General features: G+C 63.3%; 17 protein-coding genes and 1 tRNA gene. 13 read left to right on the top strand and 5 right to left on the bottom strand.

Annotated features, from left to right (window positions below; translation table 11 throughout):
• The first annotated feature begins 139 nt into the window (after window positions 1-139).
• The 9 genes from NLY37_RS23260 (at window position 140) to NLY37_RS23220 (ending at window position 9,198) form a co-directional block, all read left to right on the top strand.
• Entirely contained in the window at window positions 140-832 is a 693-nt protein-coding gene (locus NLY37_RS23260) for a glutathione S-transferase family protein (RefSeq protein WP_023672063.1), read from the top strand.
• A complete protein-coding gene (gene queG, locus NLY37_RS23255; RefSeq protein ID WP_023741991.1) occupies window positions 813-1,967 on the top strand; it encodes a tRNA epoxyqueuosine(34) reductase QueG in 1,155 nt (384 codons plus the stop codon). Before NLY37_RS23260 ends, queG begins: the two co-directional genes overlap by 20 nt.
• A complete protein-coding gene (locus tag NLY37_RS23250; RefSeq protein WP_023741992.1) occupies window positions 1,964-2,893 on the top strand; it encodes an SDR family oxidoreductase in 930 nt (309 codons plus the stop codon). The genes queG and NLY37_RS23250 overlap by 4 nt, the downstream gene beginning before the upstream one ends.
• Before the next feature lie 46 nt (window positions 2,894-2,939).
• Complete coding sequence (mepA, locus tag NLY37_RS23245; protein ID WP_502882084.1) at window positions 2,940-4,022, top strand: penicillin-insensitive murein endopeptidase; 1,083 nt, start codon at window positions 2,940-2,942, stop codon at window positions 4,020-4,022.
• Window positions 4,023-4,190: 168 nt separating this feature from the next.
• Complete coding sequence (locus tag NLY37_RS23240; RefSeq protein ID WP_023741994.1) at window positions 4,191-5,210, top strand: glucokinase; 1,020 nt, start codon at window positions 4,191-4,193, stop codon at window positions 5,208-5,210.
• 278 nt (window positions 5,211-5,488) lie between these two features.
• Entirely contained in the window at window positions 5,489-7,348 is a 1,860-nt protein-coding gene (locus NLY37_RS23235; protein WP_023741995.1) for an ABC transporter ATP-binding protein, read from the top strand.
• Window positions 7,345-8,166: a 4-hydroxy-tetrahydrodipicolinate reductase gene (dapB, locus tag NLY37_RS23230; RefSeq protein WP_023741996.1), complete on the top strand. Its 822-nt coding sequence runs from the start codon at window positions 7,345-7,347 to the stop codon at window positions 8,164-8,166. The genes NLY37_RS23235 and dapB overlap by 4 nt, the downstream gene beginning before the upstream one ends.
• A gap of 27 nt (window positions 8,167-8,193) precedes the next feature.
• Window positions 8,194-8,814, top strand: a complete 621-nt coding sequence (locus NLY37_RS23225; RefSeq protein WP_023672068.1) for a 2,3-bisphosphoglycerate-dependent phosphoglycerate mutase — start codon at window positions 8,194-8,196, stop codon at window positions 8,812-8,814.
• A gap of 299 nt (window positions 8,815-9,113) precedes the next feature.
• Window positions 9,114-9,198: transfer RNA gene (locus tag NLY37_RS23220), tRNA-Leu, on the top strand.
• A gap of 100 nt (window positions 9,199-9,298) precedes the next feature.
• Here NLY37_RS23220 and NLY37_RS23215 read toward each other — a convergent pair.
• The 3 genes from NLY37_RS23215 to NLY37_RS23205 all read right to left on the bottom strand — a co-directional run bounded on the left by NLY37_RS23215 (window position 9,299) and on the right by NLY37_RS23205 (window position 10,431).
• Window positions 9,299-9,643 carry a low affinity iron permease family protein gene (locus NLY37_RS23215; protein WP_023672069.1) on the bottom strand — a complete coding sequence of 115 codons (345 nt, stop codon included), beginning with the start codon at window positions 9,641-9,643 and terminating at the stop codon, window positions 9,299-9,301.
• Between the two features lie 200 nt (window positions 9,644-9,843).
• The gene (locus NLY37_RS23210) at window positions 9,844-10,152 is read right to left on the bottom strand and encodes a DUF1236 domain-containing protein (RefSeq protein ID WP_023672071.1); all 309 of its coding nucleotides are present in this window, start codon (window positions 10,150-10,152) and stop codon (window positions 9,844-9,846) included.
• A 48-nt stretch (window positions 10,153-10,200) separates the two neighbouring features.
• Entirely contained in the window at window positions 10,201-10,431 is a 231-nt protein-coding gene (locus tag NLY37_RS23205; RefSeq protein WP_081731077.1) for a hypothetical protein, read from the bottom strand.
• Window positions 10,432-10,637: 206 nt separating this feature from the next.
• On the opposite strand from NLY37_RS23205, the gene NLY37_RS23200 reads away from it, so the two are divergent.
• Window positions 10,638-10,937, top strand: coding sequence for a DUF1236 domain-containing protein (locus tag NLY37_RS23200; protein ID WP_023672073.1), 300 nt, complete (start codon window positions 10,638-10,640; stop codon window positions 10,935-10,937).
• A gap of 47 nt (window positions 10,938-10,984) precedes the next feature.
• Here NLY37_RS23200 and NLY37_RS30815 read toward each other — a convergent pair whose 3' ends face one another.
• The gene (locus NLY37_RS30815) at window positions 10,985-11,644 is read right to left on the bottom strand and encodes a hypothetical protein (RefSeq protein ID WP_348626557.1); all 660 of its coding nucleotides are present in this window, start codon (window positions 11,642-11,644) and stop codon (window positions 10,985-10,987) included.
• Between the two features lie 414 nt (window positions 11,645-12,058).
• Between NLY37_RS30815 and NLY37_RS23185 the strand changes: the two genes are divergently transcribed.
• The 3 genes from NLY37_RS23185 (at window position 12,059) to NLY37_RS23175 (ending at window position 17,458) form a co-directional block, all read left to right on the top strand.
• The gene (locus NLY37_RS23185) at window positions 12,059-15,250 is read left to right on the top strand and encodes an amino acid permease (RefSeq protein WP_084558972.1); all 3,192 of its coding nucleotides are present in this window, start codon (window positions 12,059-12,061) and stop codon (window positions 15,248-15,250) included.
• Window positions 15,251-15,485: 235 nt separating this feature from the next.
• Complete coding sequence (locus NLY37_RS23180; RefSeq protein WP_023741999.1) at window positions 15,486-17,153, top strand: FAD-dependent oxidoreductase; 1,668 nt, start codon at window positions 15,486-15,488, stop codon at window positions 17,151-17,153.
• The gene (locus tag NLY37_RS23175; protein WP_023672079.1) at window positions 17,153-17,458 is read left to right on the top strand and encodes a UBP-type zinc finger domain-containing protein; all 306 of its coding nucleotides are present in this window, start codon (window positions 17,153-17,155) and stop codon (window positions 17,456-17,458) included. The genes NLY37_RS23180 and NLY37_RS23175 overlap by 1 nt, the downstream gene beginning before the upstream one ends.
• Window positions 17,459-17,497: 39 nt before the next feature.
• Here the strand turns inward: NLY37_RS23175 and NLY37_RS23170 are convergent, their stop codons facing one another.
• Window positions 17,498-17,689, bottom strand: a complete 192-nt coding sequence (locus NLY37_RS23170; RefSeq protein ID WP_196813750.1) for a hypothetical protein — start codon at window positions 17,687-17,689, stop codon at window positions 17,498-17,500.
• Between the last annotated feature and the right edge of the window lie 130 nt (window positions 17,690-17,819).

Below are 17,819 nucleotides of genomic sequence, written 5' to 3'. Positions count from 1 at the left end.
AACGGCTGGCAAAAGGGCTTGCTTGTCACGGCGCGGAAGTCCCCCTATAGGTCGCAGCACCGTGACGGCCGCATGACGGGCCGCCAACACTTACCGGTGCGGACGGCGATTCGCCAGTGCGCCTTAATATCGCGGAATCATGCTGACGCTTTTCCATCACCCGATGTTCGCCACCTGCCGCTTCGTGCGCCTCGCCTTCGGCGAATATGGCGAGGAGCTGGCGCTGATCGAGGAAAAACCGTGGACGCGGCGCAAGGAGTTTTTGGCGCTGAACCCCGCCGGCACCTTGCCTATCCTGCTGGCCGAAGGCGACGTGCCGATCGTCGGCGCCATGGTGATCGCTGAATATCTCGACGAAACACGTGGTGTCCTGAAGCGCGACAAGCGCCTGTTTGCGGAAGACCCGATGCAGCGCGCCGAAATCCGCCGCCTGACCGACTGGTATCTCAACAAGGCCGAGAGCGAAGTGACCCGGCATCTGGTGCGCGAGCGCGTGCTGAAGCCGGTGATGCCGGAAACGGCGGGCGGCGGTTCCCCCGATTCGGCGGCGATCCGCGCGGCGCGCGCCAACATTCGCCAGCACATGAAGTACACCAACTGGCTGGCCGGCACCCGTCATTGGCTGGCCGGCAGCAAGGTCACCTATGCCGACCTGGCGGCAGCGGCGACGCTGTCGGTGCTGGATTATCTCGGCGAGATCGACTGGCGCGAGCATGCCGCGGCGCGCGAATGGTACACGCGGGTGAAATCGCGGCCGTCGTTCCGGCCGCTGCTCTCCGACCGGGTTCGCGGCCTGTCGCCGGTTTCGCATTATGCGGACCTCGACTTCTAGAAGCCAAACCCTGCGCGCGCTGATCGACGCCGAGGCGCGGCGCGCCGGCTTCGATGCGGTTGCCGTCACCACGCCCGATGCGATCCCGCTGGCGCCGGCCAGATTGGCAGAATTCGTCGCCGATGGTTTTCACGGTTCGATGGCGTGGATTGCGGAGACGCTCCAACGCCGCAGCGAGCCTTCGACGCTGTGGCCCGAGGTGCGCTCGATCATCGTGCTGGCAATGAATTACGGCCCCGACCACGATCCGCGTGCGCTGCAGGCAAGGCGCGATCTCGGCGCGATCTCGGTCTATGCGCAAAACCGCGACTATCACGAAGTGATGAAGGGCCGGCTGAAGGAGATCGCCGGCAAGATCGTCGCGCGGGCCGGCGGCGACGTGAAGGTTTTCGTCGATACGGCGCCGGTTATGGAAAAGCCGCTGGCTGAGGCCGCCGGGCTCGGCTGGCAAGGCAAGCACACCAATCTGGTCAGCCGCGAGCACGGCTCCTGGCTGTTTCTCGGAACTATCTTCACCACGGCGGAGCTCACGCCAGATGCGACCGAGGTAGACCATTGCGGTTCCTGCCGCGCCTGTCTCGACGCCTGCCCGACCGATGCCTTTCCGGCGCCCTACCGGCTCGATGCCAGGCGCTGCATCTCCTACCTGACCATCGAGAACAAGGGGCCGATCCCGCAAGAATTCCGCGAAAAGATCGGCAACCGCATCTATGGCTGCGACGATTGTCTCGCCGCCTGCCCGTGGAACAAGTTCGCCCGCGCCGCCTCGGAGGCCAAGCTCGCCGCGCGCGATGAACTGCGCGAACCGCCGCTGGCGGAACTGTTGCAGGTGGACGACACGGCGTTCCGGACCTTTTTCTCCGGCTCGCCGATCAAGCGCATCGGCCGCGATCGCTTTGTCCGCAACGTGCTGACCGCCGCCGGCAATTCCGGCGATGTTTCGCTGGCCGGCCCGGTGCGCGATCTGCTTGGCGATGCCTCGCCGCTGGTGCGCGGCGCGGCGATCTGGGCGCTGGCGCGGCTGGTGACGGCCGCCGAATTCAACGGGCAGGCGGCGATCTACTTGAAAACCGAAACCGACACGACAGTGCAGGACGAATGGCTGTCCGCATTGCCAATTGAGGCGCACGCATGAGCGAAAAACAGGTTTTTATCTTCGGCGCCGGCTATTCGGGCAAAGCCTTTGCACGGGCCAATGCGGAGGCGATTACGATCTTCGGCACCACGCGCTCGGCCGAGAAATTCGAGGCATTGCGGCAGGTCGGCATCGCGCCGCTGCTGTTCGACGGCGCCCTGACCCCTGAAATCGGCGATGCGCTGGAAAAGACCACCCATCTCGTCGTCTCCGTGGCACCGGAGGAGGCCGGCGACCCTGTGCTTCTCGCCGCGCGCAAGGCGATCGAGGCGATGCCGGCGCTTCGCTGGATCGGCTATCTCTCGACCGTCGGCGTCTATGGCAATTATGACGGCGCCTGGGTCGATGAAACGGCCGAGTGCCGGCCGGTGTCGAAACGCTCGTCGATGCGAGTGGCGGCCGAGCGGGACTGGCTGCAGCTTGGCCTCGAGACCGGCAAGCCGGTGGCGATCCTGCGGCTTTCCGGCATTTATGGGCCGGGACGCAACGCGCTGGTCAATCTGGAAAACGGCACGGCCAGGCGGCTGGTCAAGCCCGACCAGGTGTTCAACCGCATCCATTGCGACGACATCGCCGGTGCGCTCTGGCACCTCATCGGTGGCAATAGAGGCGGCATTTTCAACGTCACCGATGACGAGCCGGCGCCGCCGCAGGATGTCGTCACCTATGCCGCTTCGCTGATGGGCGTCGAGCCGCCGCCGGAGATTCCTTTCGAGACCGCCCAACTTTCGCCCATGGCGCGGTCCTTCTATGGCGAGAACAAGCGCGTCGCCAACGCCGCGATCAAGGCAGCGGGCTACCGGTTCCGCTATCCGGACTACCGCCAGGCGTTCGATCGGATGTGGGCCGACGGCAGCTGGCGCGACGGCGAGCCGCGCAGCCCGATGAAGGTAGATAATCGAAACGCGAGCCCGAGGGTGATATGATTCGATTGTGTTGCGGACTTTTGCAGTGGGGTTCATGACGATTTCGATGCGATCCTTGACCGCCAGACGGCCGTTCCTGACGGCGGCGCTGGCGATCGTGGCGCTGGCCGGGCTGGTGGCGGGCGCAATCACGGCCGAGCCACGGGCAAAAGACCTGTTCGGCGCCAAGAAGCTGCCGGCGGTGGCTGCGGCGCAATCCTTCGGCTTCTATTCAAAGGGCTGCTTCACCGGCGGCGTCGCCATTCCGATGGACGGCCAGAACTGGGAGGTGATGCGTCCCTCGCGCAACCGGCGCTGGGGTCATCCAACGATGATTGCGCTGATCGAGAAGCTGTCGCGCGATGCCGCCGCCGACGGCTGGCCGGGGCTTCTGATCGGCGACATTTCGCAGCCGCGCGGCGGCCCGATGCTGACCGGGCACGCCTCGCACCAGATCGGCCTCGACGCCGACATCTGGCTGACGCCGATGCCCGACCGCAAGCTTACGACCCAGGAGCGCGAAAACATCAGCGCCACGCTGATGGTCGACGACAAGACGCATCTGGTGAAGGACAGGCTGTGGAAGCCGATACATACCAAGCTGTTGAAGCGCGCCGCGAGCTATCCGGAAGTCGAGCGCATCCTGGTCAATCCAGGCATCAAGAAGAAGCTGTGCGACACCGTCACCGGCGACCGTACCTGGCTGAGAAAAATCCGGCCGTTCTGGGGCCATGACTATCATTTCCACATCCGCATCGGCTGCCAGCCGGGTTCGCCCAACTGCAAGGGACAGGAAGCGACGCCCGACGATGACGGCTGCGGCAAGCCGCTGGCCTGGTGGTTTGCCGAGGAGCCGTGGCGCCCCAACAAGAACCCGGATGCGCCCAAGGCGCGCGACCTGATGACGATGGCGAACCTGCCGAAACAATGCCAGTTCGTGCTTGACCAGCCCGACGCGGACACGGCCGAAGCCGTCACCTATCGCGGCGGCGGCGTGCCGATCGCCGCCAGGGCGCCGGAACCCGACGCGCCTCCGCCTATTGCGGGCAATGCGGGCGGCTTGCCAAACGCAGCCAACGCCTTCACCGCCACGCCGGAGATCGGCATTCCCCTGCCAAGGCGACGGCCGCCGGCAAACGTCGGACAGTGATGGCGAACTGACGCTTTCCCTTTCCGGGGCCATGCGCTAGTCAATCGATTGAACACCGGGCGATTGAACACCGGGCGATTGAACACCGAGCGATTGAAAAACCGGGCGATTGAAAAACCGGGCGATTGAAACGGTCGCAACGGCGCCGCAAAGGGGACGAGCAAGAGCATGTCAGGCGACGACGACACCGCGTTGCGGTTTCCAGTGCTGATCGGCGACATCGGCGGCACCAATGCGCGCTTTTCGATCGTGCTCGACGCAAATTCGGAAGCCGGTGAGCCGCATATCGTGCAAACCGCCGATTTCGCCACCATAGACGAGGCGATCCAGGCGGCGGTGCTCGACCGATCGTCCATCCGGCCGAATTCGGCAGTGCTGGCGATCGCCGGACCAGTCGATGGCGACGAGATCCCGCTTACCAACTGTCCCTGGGTGGTGAAGCCGAAGCAGATGTTTGCCAATCTGGGCCTGGGCGACATCGTCGTGCTCAACGATTTCGAGGCGCAGGCGCTGGCCGTCGTGGCGCTCGGCGAAGAGCATATGGAAAAGATCGGCGGCGGCACGCCGGAGGAGAATGCCGGACGCGTCGTGCTCGGCCCCGGCACCGGCCTCGGCGTCGCCGGGTTGGTTCATGCCCTCCACCACTGGATCCCGGTGCCTGGCGAAGGCGGCCATATGGATATCGGTCCGCGGACGCCGCGCGATTTCGAGGTGTTCCCGCATATCGAAAAGCTGGACGGCCGCATTTCGGGCGAGCAGATCCTGTGCGGGCGCGGTCTGGTCAATGTCTACCGGGCGGTCGCCAAGGCCGACGGCAAGCCGGCGCCGTTCACCACGCCGGCCGAAATCACCGGGGCGGCGCTGGCCAAGACCGACCCGGTTGCCGAGGAAGCGCTGGCGCTGTTCGTCACCTGCCTCGGCCGCACCGCCGGCGACCTCGCGCTGGTGTTCATGAGCCGCGGCGGCGTGTTTTTGACCGGCGGCATCGCGCAAAAGATCGTTCCGGCACTGAAGGAAGGCAGTTTCCGTGCCGCCTTCGAGGACAAAGCGCCGCACAGCGCGCTGATGGCCTCGATGCCGGTCTATGTCATCACCCACCCGCTGGCAGCGCTTCTGGGCCTTGCCGCCTATGCCCGCAACCCGTCGCTGTTCGGCGTCCAGACCGCGGGGCGGCGCTGGCGCACGTAATCCATTTCGTCCCGAACATGGGTCTGTTCCTGGAAATGGCTGCCGCTTTCGTGACCCTGACCTCGAGCCGCGACGAAGTTTCGCCATAGGCAAGCCGTAGCCGGGGCGCTAAGAGGGGGCCGAATTCCAGCCTGGCATCCCTAGATGCCGGTTGATTTCAGATCGAATCGACCTGAAATCATCCGGCTCTAAATCAAAGAGATAGAGCATGATGTCGTCCGAAAACCGCTTCACACTTCTCGGCATCATGCTCTAGCAAACCACGAAGCGCCCGCGATTTGACCGCTCAAAGTCCACTCAAACTGAAAGTCCAGCCAGCTGAGGTCACTGCGGTGCTGCGCCGCATCCTGGCCGAAAACGGTAGTGAATATCGCTGGACCTATGTCGTTGCCGTCGGCTGCCTGCTGATTGTTTCCGCCACCACCGCCTTCACGGCGTGGATCATGGCCCCGATGATCAACGAGATCTTCTACGAACGACGCGGCGACATGATCGTCTGGATCTGCGCCGGGTTCATGGCCGCCTCCGTGCTGCGCGGCTTCGCCGGTTACGGCCAGGCGGTCGCGTTGGCCAAGATCGGCAACAATCTGGTCGCCCGCTACCAGAAGCGCAGCTTCGACCATCTGATGAAGCTCGGCGTCGACTTCTTCAACGATACGCGTTCCGGTCGGCTGGCGGCACAGGTCAACGAGAATGTCGGCGGCGTTCGCGATCTGCTGTCGCTGACGCTGACCTCCATCAGCCGCGACGCGGTCTCGCTGATCGCCCTCGTTGGCGTCATGATCTACCAGGATCCGGTGTTGTCGCTCAGCTCGCTGCTGATCGGGCCGCCGCTGATCTGGGCCGTCGTCTACATCACCCGCCGATTGCGGCGCATCAACCGGGAATCGGTGCTGATCAACTCGCGGCTGAACGGGTCCGTACAGGAGGCCACGCAAGGCATCGCCATCGTCAAGGCCTTCACCCTGGAAGCCGAGCTGGCGCGCCGGATCGGCATCATGGCCGATACGGCCGAGCAGCGTAACAACAAGATCGCCCGGGTCGCGGAGCGGCTGTCGCCGATTTCCGAGATTTTGGGCGGTCTCGCCATTACCTCCGTCCTTGCCTATTCCGGCTACCGGGCGCTGGTGCTCGGACAACCACCAGGCGCTGTGTTTTCCTTCATCACCGCGCTGATCATGGCCTACGATCCGGCACGGCGCCTGGCTCGTACGCAGGTCGGTATGGAACGTGCCCTGGTCAACGCCCGGATGATTTACGAGCTGCTCGACCTGGAGCCTAAACAGGGCGATGCGCCCGACGCGGTCGAAGCCAGGATCACCACCGGCGAGGTTCGCTTCGACAATGTGACGTTCGGCTACAGCGCCGACATGCCGGTGATCAGGAACCTGAGTTTCACCGCCGCGGCCGGCAAGGTTACGGCGGTGGTCGGGGCCTCGGGTGCCGGCAAGACGACGCTCGTGGCGCTGCTGCAGCGCTTCTACGATGTCGACAAGGGTTCGATCGAGATCGATGGCCAGGACATTTCCAAAGTCACCAAGCACTCGCTGCGCGGCTCGATCGCCTATGTCTCGCAGGCGCCCTATCTGTTCGAAGGCAGCATACGCGACAACATCCGTTTTGGCCGACTTTCGGCGACCGACGCCGAGATCGAGCGGGCGGCGGTGCTGGCGGCGGCCGACGAGTTCATCCGTCAGCAGCCGCAGGGCTACGACACGCCCGTCGGCGAGGGCGGCTCGACACTTTCCGGCGGCCAGCGCCAGCGCGTCTCGATTGCGCGGGCGATCGTGCGCAACGCGCCGATCCTTTTGCTCGACGAAGCGACCTCGGCGCTGGACAACGAGGCCGAGGCGCGCGTCCAGGAGGCGCTGACCCATGTGATGGAAGGGCGCACCACCATCGTGATAGCGCATCGCCTGTCGACGGTCGTCAACGCCGACCACATTATCGTGCTTGAAGAGGGGCGCCTGGTCGAGGAAGGCACCCATGCCGCACTGATGGCCGATCCAAACAGTGTCTACGCCCGCTTCCACCGCATTCAAGGCAAGAACGGACTGGGGCTTGTCGACGACTCGAAGCCCGTCCAAACTCCGGTCCTGCGCAGCCGCGCCAAGAAGGCGGTGGGGAGAACAGCATGAGCGAATCCGGCGAAATGGGCCTGGTGGTGGTGGGGGCGGCCGGCCGCATGGGCCAGACGCTGATCCGCGCCATCCATTCGATCCCCGGCGTCCGCGTCGTCGGCGCGGTCGAACGAACCGGATCGCCCTATCTCGGCAGGGATGCGGGCGAGCTTGCCGGCATCGGCATCCTCAATGTGACGATCGGCGACGATCCGCTGCCGGTGTTCGCCAAGGCCGACGGCGTGCTCGATTTCACCATGCCGGCAGCCACCGTCGAATTCGCAGGCTATGCCGCGCAGGCACGCATTGCCCATGTCATCGGCACCACCGGCTGCTCGGCGGAAGACGACACCAGGATCGAGGCCGCGGCGCGCCACGCGACGATCGTCAAATCCGGCAATATGAGCCTCGGCGTCAATCTTCTGGCGGTGCTGGTCGAGCAGGCCGCGCGCGCGCTCGGTCCAGAGGATTTCGACATCGAGATCCTCGAAATGCATCACAAGCACAAGGTCGACGCGCCCTCGGGCACCGCCTTGCTGCTCGGCGAAGCGGCGGCGGCGGGACGCGGCATTTCCCTTGCCGGCAACGATGTGCGGTCACGCGACGGCCATACCGGCGTGCGCAAGCCAGGAACGATCGGCTTTGCCAGCTTGCGCGGTGGCTCGGTGGTCGGCGACCACAGCGTCATCCTGGCCGGGACCGGCGAGCGCATCACGCTGTCGCACCATGCCGAGGACCGCGCCATCTTTGCCCGCGGCGCGGTCAAGGCCGCGCTCTGGGCGCGCGGTAAAAAGCCCGGACTTTATTCCATGCGGGACGTGCTCGGCTTGAGCTAAACTATCCATAATTTTGAAGGAGCAAACATGTCGGGAACTCTCGTGCTCGTGCGCCACGGCCAGAGCGAATGGAACCTGAAGAACCTGTTCACCGGCTGGCGCGATGTCGACCTTACCGAGCAGGGCCACAAGGAGGCCAAGGAAGCCGGCCAGAAGCTCAAGGCACGCGGCTTGAAATTCGACATTGCCTTCACCTCGGCGCTGATCCGGGCGCAGAAGACCTGCCAGCACATTCTCGACGCGGTCGGCCAGAGCGATTTGAAGACGATCCGCGACCAGGCGCTGAACGAGCGCGACTATGGCGATCTCTCCGGCCTCAACAAGGACGACGCGCGCCAGAAGTGGGGCGAGGAGCAGGTGCACATCTGGCGCCGCTCCTACGACGTGCCGCCGCCCGGCGGCGAAAGCCTGAAGGACACCGGCGCCCGCGTCTGGCCCTATTACCTGCACGACATGCAGTCGCATGTTCTGAAAGGCGGCACCGTGCTGGTCGCCGCGCATGGCAATTCGCTGCGCGCACTGATCATGGCGCTGGACGGCAAGAGCGGCGAGGAGATCGTCAAGCTCGAGCTCGGCACCGGCGTGCCGGTGATCTACAAGCTCAACGCCGATTCCACCGTGGCGTCGAAGGACGTGCTGGAGGGGTGAGGTTTTCGGCCAACGCATTCGCCAAGTCGGCGCTGCCCCTCATTGCCCTGCCGGGCATTTCTCCCCGTATAGTGACGGGGAGAAAGGGCTGGCCGCAGCCTCGGCGCTCTTCTTGTGACGCAGGTGACCGGCGAAAATCATCGATGAGAGCGCCCCCCTCCCCGTCACTGTACGGGGAGAGGATGCCGGCAGGCAGGTGAGGGGCGGCGCTGACCCCCGGGAAACTAAGCCGGCAGGCAGCGGCCCTCGAAAAAGCGCGTTGACACATATCGTTTGCCCGCTTACATGAGCCCGCACCAGCCCAGATGGCGGAATTGGTAGACGCGCACGGTTCAGGTCCGTGTTCCGCAAGGAGTGGAGGTTCGAGTCCTCTTCTGGGCACCAAATTCCCGTTTCGGATAAGTCCGAAATGATTTAGACGCGAAGCAAAAAAGCCCGGTTCCCGGGCTTTTTTGCTGATGGATGACAGATAGTCCAGCGGAGGTCAATGCGGCGGGCGAACCGCTTTCATTGCTTCTTCTTCGAGTGTCTGGAGCTTCTCCCGAATCTCCTCCGGCTCGGCATGCTCCAAGCCGACGACATCGTTTCTGGTCTCATTCAGCGAAACGATAATCTCATCAAGCTTGGCGTGAATGGCGGCCGTGTCGCGGTAACCCTGGATCAGCACAACGCCGGTGATCACGATGGCCGCTACCGACAATGCGTAGGTGACCACATTCGTCAGGCCGAATGGCACCAATGCAGTACAGAGCAGCATGGCTACAAGAAGGACGTAGAAGCCCGGTGGCCGGGATAGAAAGTCGCCCATCACAAACAGGAAGCGATTCATATCCAGGCCGCGGTCAAAAATGCCACGAGTGCGGTGACGGCTACGCAAATTGGAATTGCCGCGAGTAAGGCAGCTTCCAGGACCCAAGTTTCCTTGTCGCTAAACATCAGACATCCTCCCGTTCAGAAAACGGCTGCCCGTAGAGCCTTCACAGCGCAGCCACAGCCCGCCGCTCCTGATCGGAGCGGCGGGCTCGCGCGTTACTCGATGATCTGCACGACCTTGCGCGTGTCGGGATCGACGAGAACCGCATGATCTCCGACAACCGTATACTTGTAGCGGACATCCGGAACGTCGATTGCGTGGAGCTCGACAGTGTCGGGAAGTGCCGTGCCGACGTTGAGTTCGACGCCGAGCAAACTGACTGAGGCCAGCTTCTGCTTATGGATATATTCGCGAACGACCGTCTGTTGTTCGGGCTTGAGAACAATAACATCCTCGGCAAACGAGGTGCCGATGCCCGCCATAAGGACGAGGGCGCCGGCGGCGCTGACGAAATATCTGGTCATGGGAATTTCCTTTTCATAGGTCAGTTCGGAAGCGTGGATACGAGCAGATCAGCCGCCACTCGCAGGGGCTGGGGCAGGTGCCGCAGGCTTTGCAGGTGCAGCCGGAGCTTCCACCTTTGGCGCTTCAACCTTGACGTCGATATCCTTGCCGCCGTCGCCGCGGATATTGATGACGCCGGTAAAAATAAGCAATACTACGACTGCAATAAGTGCAAGAACAACAGCAATTGCAGTGCCGCCGCCACCACCAGAATTAACAACAGTTGGGCCGTCGGCCATGTGTTCCTCTCCTGTTTTATTTAGTTGCATTTGGGAAACGCCTGCCCCGCTTGAACGTTCCGCCTCGGGACTTGGGTCTTAGCTGATATCCGACTTTGGTCTGGTTCGCCGCGGACTGAAGTCACAGGAACAATCTGGCTGATCTCAAGTTCGGTCCCTCGGCGAACAGGCGTGGTGCCGTCGCCGGATTACGCGAGGAGAAAACCATGAAAATCCACTTTGCAAGTGCCGCTGCAGGCTTGTTGCTTTTGGCTGGGGTCGGCGCCGCCGCAGCTCAGGATGTCGTCATCACACCGGAGCAGGATACGGTCGTCCGCGAATACGTAAAAAAGCAGCCGCTGGCTTCGGTGAAGATCCCGGGCGTGGAGCTGAACGTCGGCAGTGCCTTGCCTGATACGGTCGAGCTGCACGAAGTTCCCAACGTCAAATACCGCTACGTCGTGGTCGACAACCGCACCGTCCTGGTCGACCCCGGCACCCGGAAAATTGTGAAGGTCTACGACTGATCGAATAGCTGCCGCCCGCCGCCGGCCATGGCGGCGGGCAGCGGATTTCACGTTGCGCTCCAGGATGATCGAAGATGATCGATGACGTCGAGACATCGCCAGCCCTCGATACCCGCCTGGGTTCTCTCAGGGCGAGAATGCGCGATGCGCGCATAACAGAGGCCGACATGAAGACCTTTCAGAAAGTCGCATCCATCATGGTTGGCGGCAGTGGCCGCATCAGCGGCGATGACCTGATTGCAGCGTCGTTCGTCCTCGAGGACCAGCCGGAAGGCTTGTGAGGCGGAGTACTCACGTGTGCAGGCTCCCGCAACGCTGATCCCAAGTGTTCTGGTGCTGAACACATTCCTGCTGCGGGCCGGCGTCGAAGGCGTGCCCGCTGGCGAGGTCGCGTCGCGCTCAAGCATCGTCCAGAACACCATGTCGCTGCATGTGAAGATACCCGGCCATGCGAGCCGATGCCGGCGCCGTATCAGCGCGGCCGGCAGAACAGGCAAGCCGGTCCAGAGCGTCGCCACGCCTATGGTCACAAATGTCACCGAGGCCAGTTTGGTCCAGATCGGATGATGGTAGCGGGCGATCGCCATCTCGACCGTACGGGCGCCGGCCTGGGAAGGACCCACCAGCGCGCCGAGGCCGACCGCCGCGCCCAGCGTGGTCGGCGCGCTGTTTACCCTGCAACGCGCGGCTATGCGGCGTGCTCGCACAAGTTAGCTCCAACTTGAGGCACGGCGTGAAGTCTCGGTGCTTGCCCCCACGATGGCGAGGTACGAAGTCAAAGGCGGTCACGCTCCGCAATCACGAGATTTGTCGATAATAAGCGATATTAGGCTGTATTCGCGACTATTCGATCGCTCTTCCATAGTGGGCGATTAGATAAAATTGGAAATGATATCCCGGATCGGAGGAGATCGAGCCATTCGGACCGGCATCAGCATGATTGAACCGCAGCCACCGGAAGTTGACAGTGATCATCAGCGGGATCGGATTTGGTACGAAGTCTTAATACGTCTCACCTAAGGTCCAACTTTGACTTCGGGAGCGCGACGTTCGACAGACATATCTCCGCAGGTTACATTCGCCAGTCAGACAGCGCTCCGCACTCGAATGGATGTCTCTGAATGCCGGGCCTCACGCCTTCACGACCGCACCCGAGAACCTTGGGATGGATGGGCACGACAGCGCTCGCCATGGGTGGCAGCAATCAAAGCCTGTTTCTGATTGCCGCCCTTTTTGTCGGCCAGGGGAATATTCCCGGTCAAGGAAGCGCTGCGGTTCCTTTGCTCGTTGTTGGTCTGCTTCTAAGCTGGGCCGCCGCGCCTGCGTGGACCGAATTGGTTCTCATGTGGCCAAACCGCGTCGGCGGTATCTCTGCAGCGTGCGCCGAAGCCTTCCGACCTTACAGTCCCGTTCTCTCGGCTCTGACGGGCACCTGCTATTGGTGGGGTTGGGTGCCGACCTGCGGACTGACAGCGGTTCTTTCAGCGTCTGCAATCCAGCAATGGTACCTGCCGGGCCTCCCCGTGGAGGCGGTCGCCTGCGGGCTTATCGCATTCTTTACGACGGTGAACCTGTGTGGAATCAAGTGGGTGGTCCAACTGGCGATCCCGATCGCCACGGCCTCCGCGACGCTTGCGTTTCTCTCATCCCTCGTACCGGTCATCAGTGGCTCGGTCGACTGGCGGCAGGCGACGGATTTTGCCCTGACCAGCCCGTTTACCGGCCTGTTCGGCGACATCACGTCGGTGATGGCGGGACTGTACCTGATCGGGTTTGCCGCACCGGCATTTGAGGCTGCAGCCTGCCATGTTGGCGAAACCATCGATCCCAACCGCAACATTCCTCTGGCGATGTGGGCCAGCGCGGCAATGGCCGGCGTCTATTTCCTGGTCCTGCCGGTTGTCTGGCTGGGTGTGCTCGGGCCGGAGCCGCTCGGCACCGACCTCGCCATAGCTCTCGGGCCTACCTTTGCGCCCTTGTTGGGGAGTTTCGGCAAGGCGGCCGCCATCTGGCTCATCATGCTGAACATGTTCCATGGAACGTTGCAGCCATTGGCAGGCGCCGCGCGGACCCTTGCGCAGCTGAGCGAAGACGGCCTGCTGCCGAGCTTCCTGGCCAGGCGCACCTTAACAGATTGTCCCTGGGCGGCAACGCTGCTCACAGCTGCCGCGGCTATCGGCTTCATGCTGTGCGGGTATCCGCTCTGGATGATCGCCGCGGCCAATTTTACGTACCTGATCAGCATCTGCATGCCAAACATCGCAGTCTGGCTCTTGCGCCGTGATAGTCCCGAAGCCGAGCGACCCTTCCGGGCTCCCAGGGGAACGATCATCCTTGGCGTAGGCGCGGCTGCAATATGGCTGTTGACCGCCATACTGGGATTTCAGCAATTTGGCCTTCCTACCGTCCTGTTCGGTCTGGCTTTGGCATATTCGGGTGCTGCGCTCTACGCCTGGCGCACGATGGAGGATCGATACGCACTCGGTCTACCCTTGCTGCCACATACGCTTCACCTGAAGCTTACCGGAGCCATGCTTTTTGTGCTCGTGCTTGACGGTGCCGGCTATTTCCTGGCGATCGGCAGCGTTCCCCAAGGCGACACTTCATTGGTCGCCGCGCTGGAGGACATTTTTGTCGTTGTCGCGCTGCTGACCATCAGCGTTGGCCTGATTTTGCCGGGAATGATCACCCACTCGGCAACCGAGGTGAGCAACGCGGCAAAGCGTCTGACATCCGGAACGCTGAAGGACTTCTCTCTCGCCATGGTCGCCTTGGGGCGGGGAGACCTCGCGGCGGCGCACGCCTCCGTGAACATCATGCCGGTTACCGTAAACTCTCGTGACGAACTTGGAGAGATGGCCGAAAGCTTCAATCTGCTCCAGGACAAGGTGAGGGAAGCCGCCCACGGCCTGGACGACGCGCGCGAGAACATGAACGTAGCGCGCACCGAACTGATGGCACGGCACGAGGAAATCGCGCATCTCGCGCACCACGATCCGCTTACCGGCCTGGCGAACCGAGCCGCGCTTGCAGCACACCTGGCCACGACGCTCGAGCGCGCAAAAGCAACGCACGCCAGCTTTGCCGTCTTCAGCATCGACCTTGACCATTTTAAAGAGGCGAACGACGTTTTCGGGCACGCCGCCGGCGACGATCTGCTTTGCACCATTTCCCGGCGTCTCCAAACCGCGGCGCCTGAGGCCTTTATCGCGCGCATGGGCGGCGACGAATTCACGGTTGTCCTGGCCATGGATGACCGGTCCGCGAGTGCCAAGGACGTTGCGGACCGTCTGTTCGAATCGGCGGCAGGCAAATTCGAAATCCGGGGCCAGCACATTTCGATCGGGGTGAGCATCGGGGCGGCGATCTATCCGAAAGACGGAGAGAATGCAGCGGCGCTGATGGCAAATGCCGACGCAGCGCTCTACCGGGCCAAGGCGGACGGCCGTCGAATGGTGCAATTCTTCGATCCTGAGATGGATAAGCGGCTAAGAGAGCGCTACGCCTTGCAGCGAGATTTGCGCTCTGCGGTCGCCCATGGCGAACTTGTGCTTCATTATCAGCCGCAAGCCAGGATGGACGGCGAAATCTTCGGCTTCGAGGCACTCGCCCGATGGCACCATCCAAAGCATGGGCTCATCTCCCCAAACGCGTTTGTCTCGCTTGCCGAACAGGATGGCACGATCGTTGAGATAGGTGAATGGACGCTCAGGCAGGCGTGCAGAGACGCGGCCTCCTGGCCCTCACCGCTGCAGATCGCCGTCAACCTCTCTCCCGTGCAATTCCGTTTCGGGGACCTGGTAGGCCTCGTTCATTCTATCCTCTACGAGACCGGCCTTGCTCCGGGGCGGCTGGAACTGGAAATCACGGAAGGGGTTCTCATCCGCGACCGGGCAACTGCCTTGTCGGTTTTGCGGAGGTTGAAGGCGTTGGGCGTCAGGGTCTCGATGGATGATTTTGGCACCGGGTATGCCTCGCTGTCCTCGCTGCAGGCGTTTCCATTCGACAAGATCAAGATCGATCGCAGTTTTGTTTCGGGTGTCGGTTCGAATGTCCAATCGGCCGCCATCGTGCGCACGATACTCAGCCTGGGGAATGCGCTGGCCTTGCCTGTCATCGCGGAGGGTGTCGAAACAGAGGACGAGCGTGCCTTCCTGATGAGGGAAGGATGTCCCGAAATCCAAGGATATCTGGTGGGGCGCCCGCATCCGATAGCGCTCTACAAAGATGTGACGAATGGGATTTCGCCAGGATCTGCCTTCGGGGAGCCCAAGGATACCACCGCACCTCAGGCGCTTGGCGTAACGCGATAGCCCGGCGCCGACCGTCGGCGCGCTGCTCTTGCAGCATACTGGTGAGTGAGGACTGCTGGCGGTACTGCTCGGGCTCGCCCTTATAAAGGTCGCACTTGTCGGCGCACTGTTTGCCTTGCAGCGCGGCGCCATGTGAGGCATCCGCACGAGTTGGTGCGGGAACCAACCTGCCCTCCCGGCCAGGCGCTTAACAAACCACTTCAAACCCGGCCGTCTCGGCGCTACGCTCGCACCTATGGCCCCACCCACCCAGCCGATCACCGTCACCCGCCGCGACCAGATGTTTCCCACCCTGGGCGACGCCGATATCGAGCGCATGCGCCGGTTCGGCGAGGCGAGTTCCTATGCCGCCGGCGAGCATATCGTCACCGCCGGCACCGTGGCGCCGGGGCTGATCGTCATCCTGTCGGGCACGGTCGATATCACCCAGGATGTCAGGCCCGGCCGGCGCGAGACCATCGTCACTCATGGTCCCGGCAATTTCATCGGCGAGCTGGCGCAGCTTTCCAGCCGGCCGTCGCTGGTCAATGCGGAGGCGGCCGAGCCGGTCGAGGCCTTCGTCATCCCCTCGCAGCGGCTGCGCGACCTGATGGTGCAGGAGGCAAGCCTTGGCGAGCGGATCATGCGGGCGCTGATCCTGCGCCGCGTCGGGCTTCTGGAAAGCGGCTCGAGCGGGCCGGTCGTCATCGGCCCGGCCGGCAATGGCGACACGCTGCGGCTGCAGGGATTTCTGCGCCGCAGCGGCCAGCCGCACCGCGCGCTCGATTCCGACAGCGACCCGTGCGCCAAGACGTTGATTGAGCATTTTCATGTCGACCCGCACCATCTGCCGATCGTGCTCTGCCCCAACGGCAAGCTGATGCACAATCCCGGCGAAACCGAACTTGCCCGCTGCATCGGCCTGCTGCGGCCGATCGATCCCGACATGGTCTATGACGTCGCCATTGTCGGCGCCGGGCCGGCGGGGCTGGCGGCCGCGGTCTATGCGGCATCCGAAGGGCTGTCGACCATCGTGCTCGATTGCCGCGCCTTCGGCGGCCAGGCCGGCGCCTCCGCGCGCATCGAGAACTATCTGGGTTTCCCCACCGGCATTTCCGGCATGGCGCTGATGGCGCGCGCCTACAACCAGGCGCAGAAATTCGGCGTCGAAATAGTCATCCCCGACGAGGCCAAGCTGCTCGGTGCAGCAGGCGAGGGCTACACGCTTACCGTCGGCGACGGTGAAAGCCTGCGCGCACGCACGGTGGTGATCGCCAGCGGCGCCCGCTACCGCCGCCTCAACATCGCCAAGCTGGCCGAGTTCGAGGGCACGTCGGTGCATTACTGGGCCTCGCCGATCGAAGCGCGGCTATGCACAGGGCAAGAAGTGGCGCTGGTCGGCGCCGGCAATTCGGCGGGGCAGGCGGCCGTCTATCTCGCCAGCCAGGTCCGCAAGGTGACGATGCTGGCGCGCCGCGGCGGCCTCAGGGAAACCATGTCGCGCTATCTGGTCGAGCGTATCGAGGCGCAACCCAACATCGAGGTGCTTGGCGAGACCGAGATCGAGGCGCTGGAAGGCGAAGGCGGCAATCTCACCCAGTTGCGTTGGCGCAACCCCGGCGGCGTCGAGATGCGGCCGATCCAGCATCTCTTCCTGTTCATCGGCGCCGACCCCAACACCGATTGGCTGGCTGGGTGCGATATCGCGCTCGACGCCAGGGGTTTCGTGCGCACCGGCGCCGACATAGGGGCGGGCCAGATGGAGACCAGCCGCAGCGGCGTGTTCGCCATCGGCGACGTGCGCGCAGGCTCGGTCAAGCGGGTCGCCGCCGCCGTCGGCGAAGGCGCCCAGGTGGTGGCTGCCTTGCACGCCTATCTCGCGCGACCCAACGTAGCAGCGCCCGAACTGGCCAGGAGAGCATAATGGATGAATGCAAACACACGCGCGACATCAAGACGGTGACGCCGAGCGCGCTCGGCTGCGAGGAATGTCTGAAGAGCGGATCGATGTGGGTGCATCTCAGGCTCTGCCGCACTTGCGGCCATGTCGGCTGCTGCGACGACTCGCCCAACCGGCACGCGACGAAGCATTTCCACGCCACAAAGCACCCGATCATCGAAGGCTACGACCCGCCGGAAGGCTGGGCATGGTGCTTTGTCGACGAGGCGTTCATCGACCTGGAAGGCGACGTGACGCCGCAGAACGGCCCGATCCCGAAGTTTTTCTGAGGCGGCCGTTCCCGGGCAGGCAAGCCGACGGCCGTGCCGCTATTTCACCGAGCCAGTAACCGTGCGGTCGAGGGCGTCGGGACTGTGGTCGTTGCCGGCAAGTGCGGCAATGATCAGAAGACTGGCGACGACCGGGACGAACAGGATGGCCACGCGGGCCTGCACATAAAAGATGGCTCGCCATTCGCTGCGCTTTTCCGGGCTGTTGTCCATCACACTCACTCTCGCCATGCCTCCCCGAGGCGGGACATAGCGGCGAAGGGTTAAGCAAAGGCTGCTGAATGTGTTAACGCGCGGCGGATTGGGATTTAATCTTGACGGTCAGCGCCGCCCCTCATTGTCATCGGTACGCATCCGGTAC

It is taken from the genome of Mesorhizobium sp. C395A, from assembly GCF_030323205.1.
Taxonomy (GTDB): domain Bacteria; phylum Pseudomonadota; class Alphaproteobacteria; order Rhizobiales; family Rhizobiaceae; genus Mesorhizobium.
This window is presented reverse-complemented; position numbering and strand designations above follow the sequence as displayed.

Coding starts and splice junctions, on each gene's coding strand:
- NLY37_RS23260 (WP_023672063.1), top strand. CDS start 140: ATGCTGACGCTTTTCCATCACCCGATGTTCGCCACCTGCCGCTTCGTG.
- queG (WP_023741991.1), top strand. CDS start 813: ATGCGGACCTCGACTTCTAGAAGCCAAACCCTGCGCGCGCTGATCGAC.
- NLY37_RS23250 (WP_023741992.1), top strand. CDS start 1,964: ATGAGCGAAAAACAGGTTTTTATCTTCGGCGCCGGCTATTCGGGCAAA.
- mepA (WP_502882084.1), top strand. CDS start 2,940: ATGCGATCCTTGACCGCCAGACGGCCGTTCCTGACGGCGGCGCTGGCG.
- NLY37_RS23240 (WP_023741994.1), top strand. CDS start 4,191: ATGTCAGGCGACGACGACACCGCGTTGCGGTTTCCAGTGCTGATCGGC.
- dapB (WP_023741996.1), top strand. CDS start 7,345: ATGAGCGAATCCGGCGAAATGGGCCTGGTGGTGGTGGGGGCGGCCGGC.
- NLY37_RS23225 (WP_023672068.1), top strand. CDS start 8,194: ATGTCGGGAACTCTCGTGCTCGTGCGCCACGGCCAGAGCGAATGGAAC.
- NLY37_RS23215 (WP_023672069.1), bottom strand. CDS start 9,643: ATGAATCGCTTCCTGTTTGTGATGGGCGACTTTCTATCCCGGCCACCG.
- NLY37_RS23210 (WP_023672071.1), bottom strand. CDS start 10,152: ATGACCAGATATTTCGTCAGCGCCGCCGGCGCCCTCGTCCTTATGGCG.
- NLY37_RS23205 (WP_081731077.1), bottom strand. CDS start 10,431: ATGGCCGACGGCCCAACTGTTGTTAATTCTGGTGGTGGCGGCGGCACT.
- NLY37_RS23200 (WP_023672073.1), top strand. CDS start 10,638: ATGAAAATCCACTTTGCAAGTGCCGCTGCAGGCTTGTTGCTTTTGGCT.
- NLY37_RS23185 (WP_084558972.1), top strand. CDS start 12,059: ATGCCGGGCCTCACGCCTTCACGACCGCACCCGAGAACCTTGGGATGG.
- NLY37_RS23180 (WP_023741999.1), top strand. CDS start 15,486: ATGGCCCCACCCACCCAGCCGATCACCGTCACCCGCCGCGACCAGATG.
- NLY37_RS23175 (WP_023672079.1), top strand. CDS start 17,153: ATGGATGAATGCAAACACACGCGCGACATCAAGACGGTGACGCCGAGC.
- NLY37_RS23170 (WP_196813750.1), bottom strand. CDS start 17,689: ATGGCGAGAGTGAGTGTGATGGACAACAGCCCGGAAAAGCGCAGCGAA.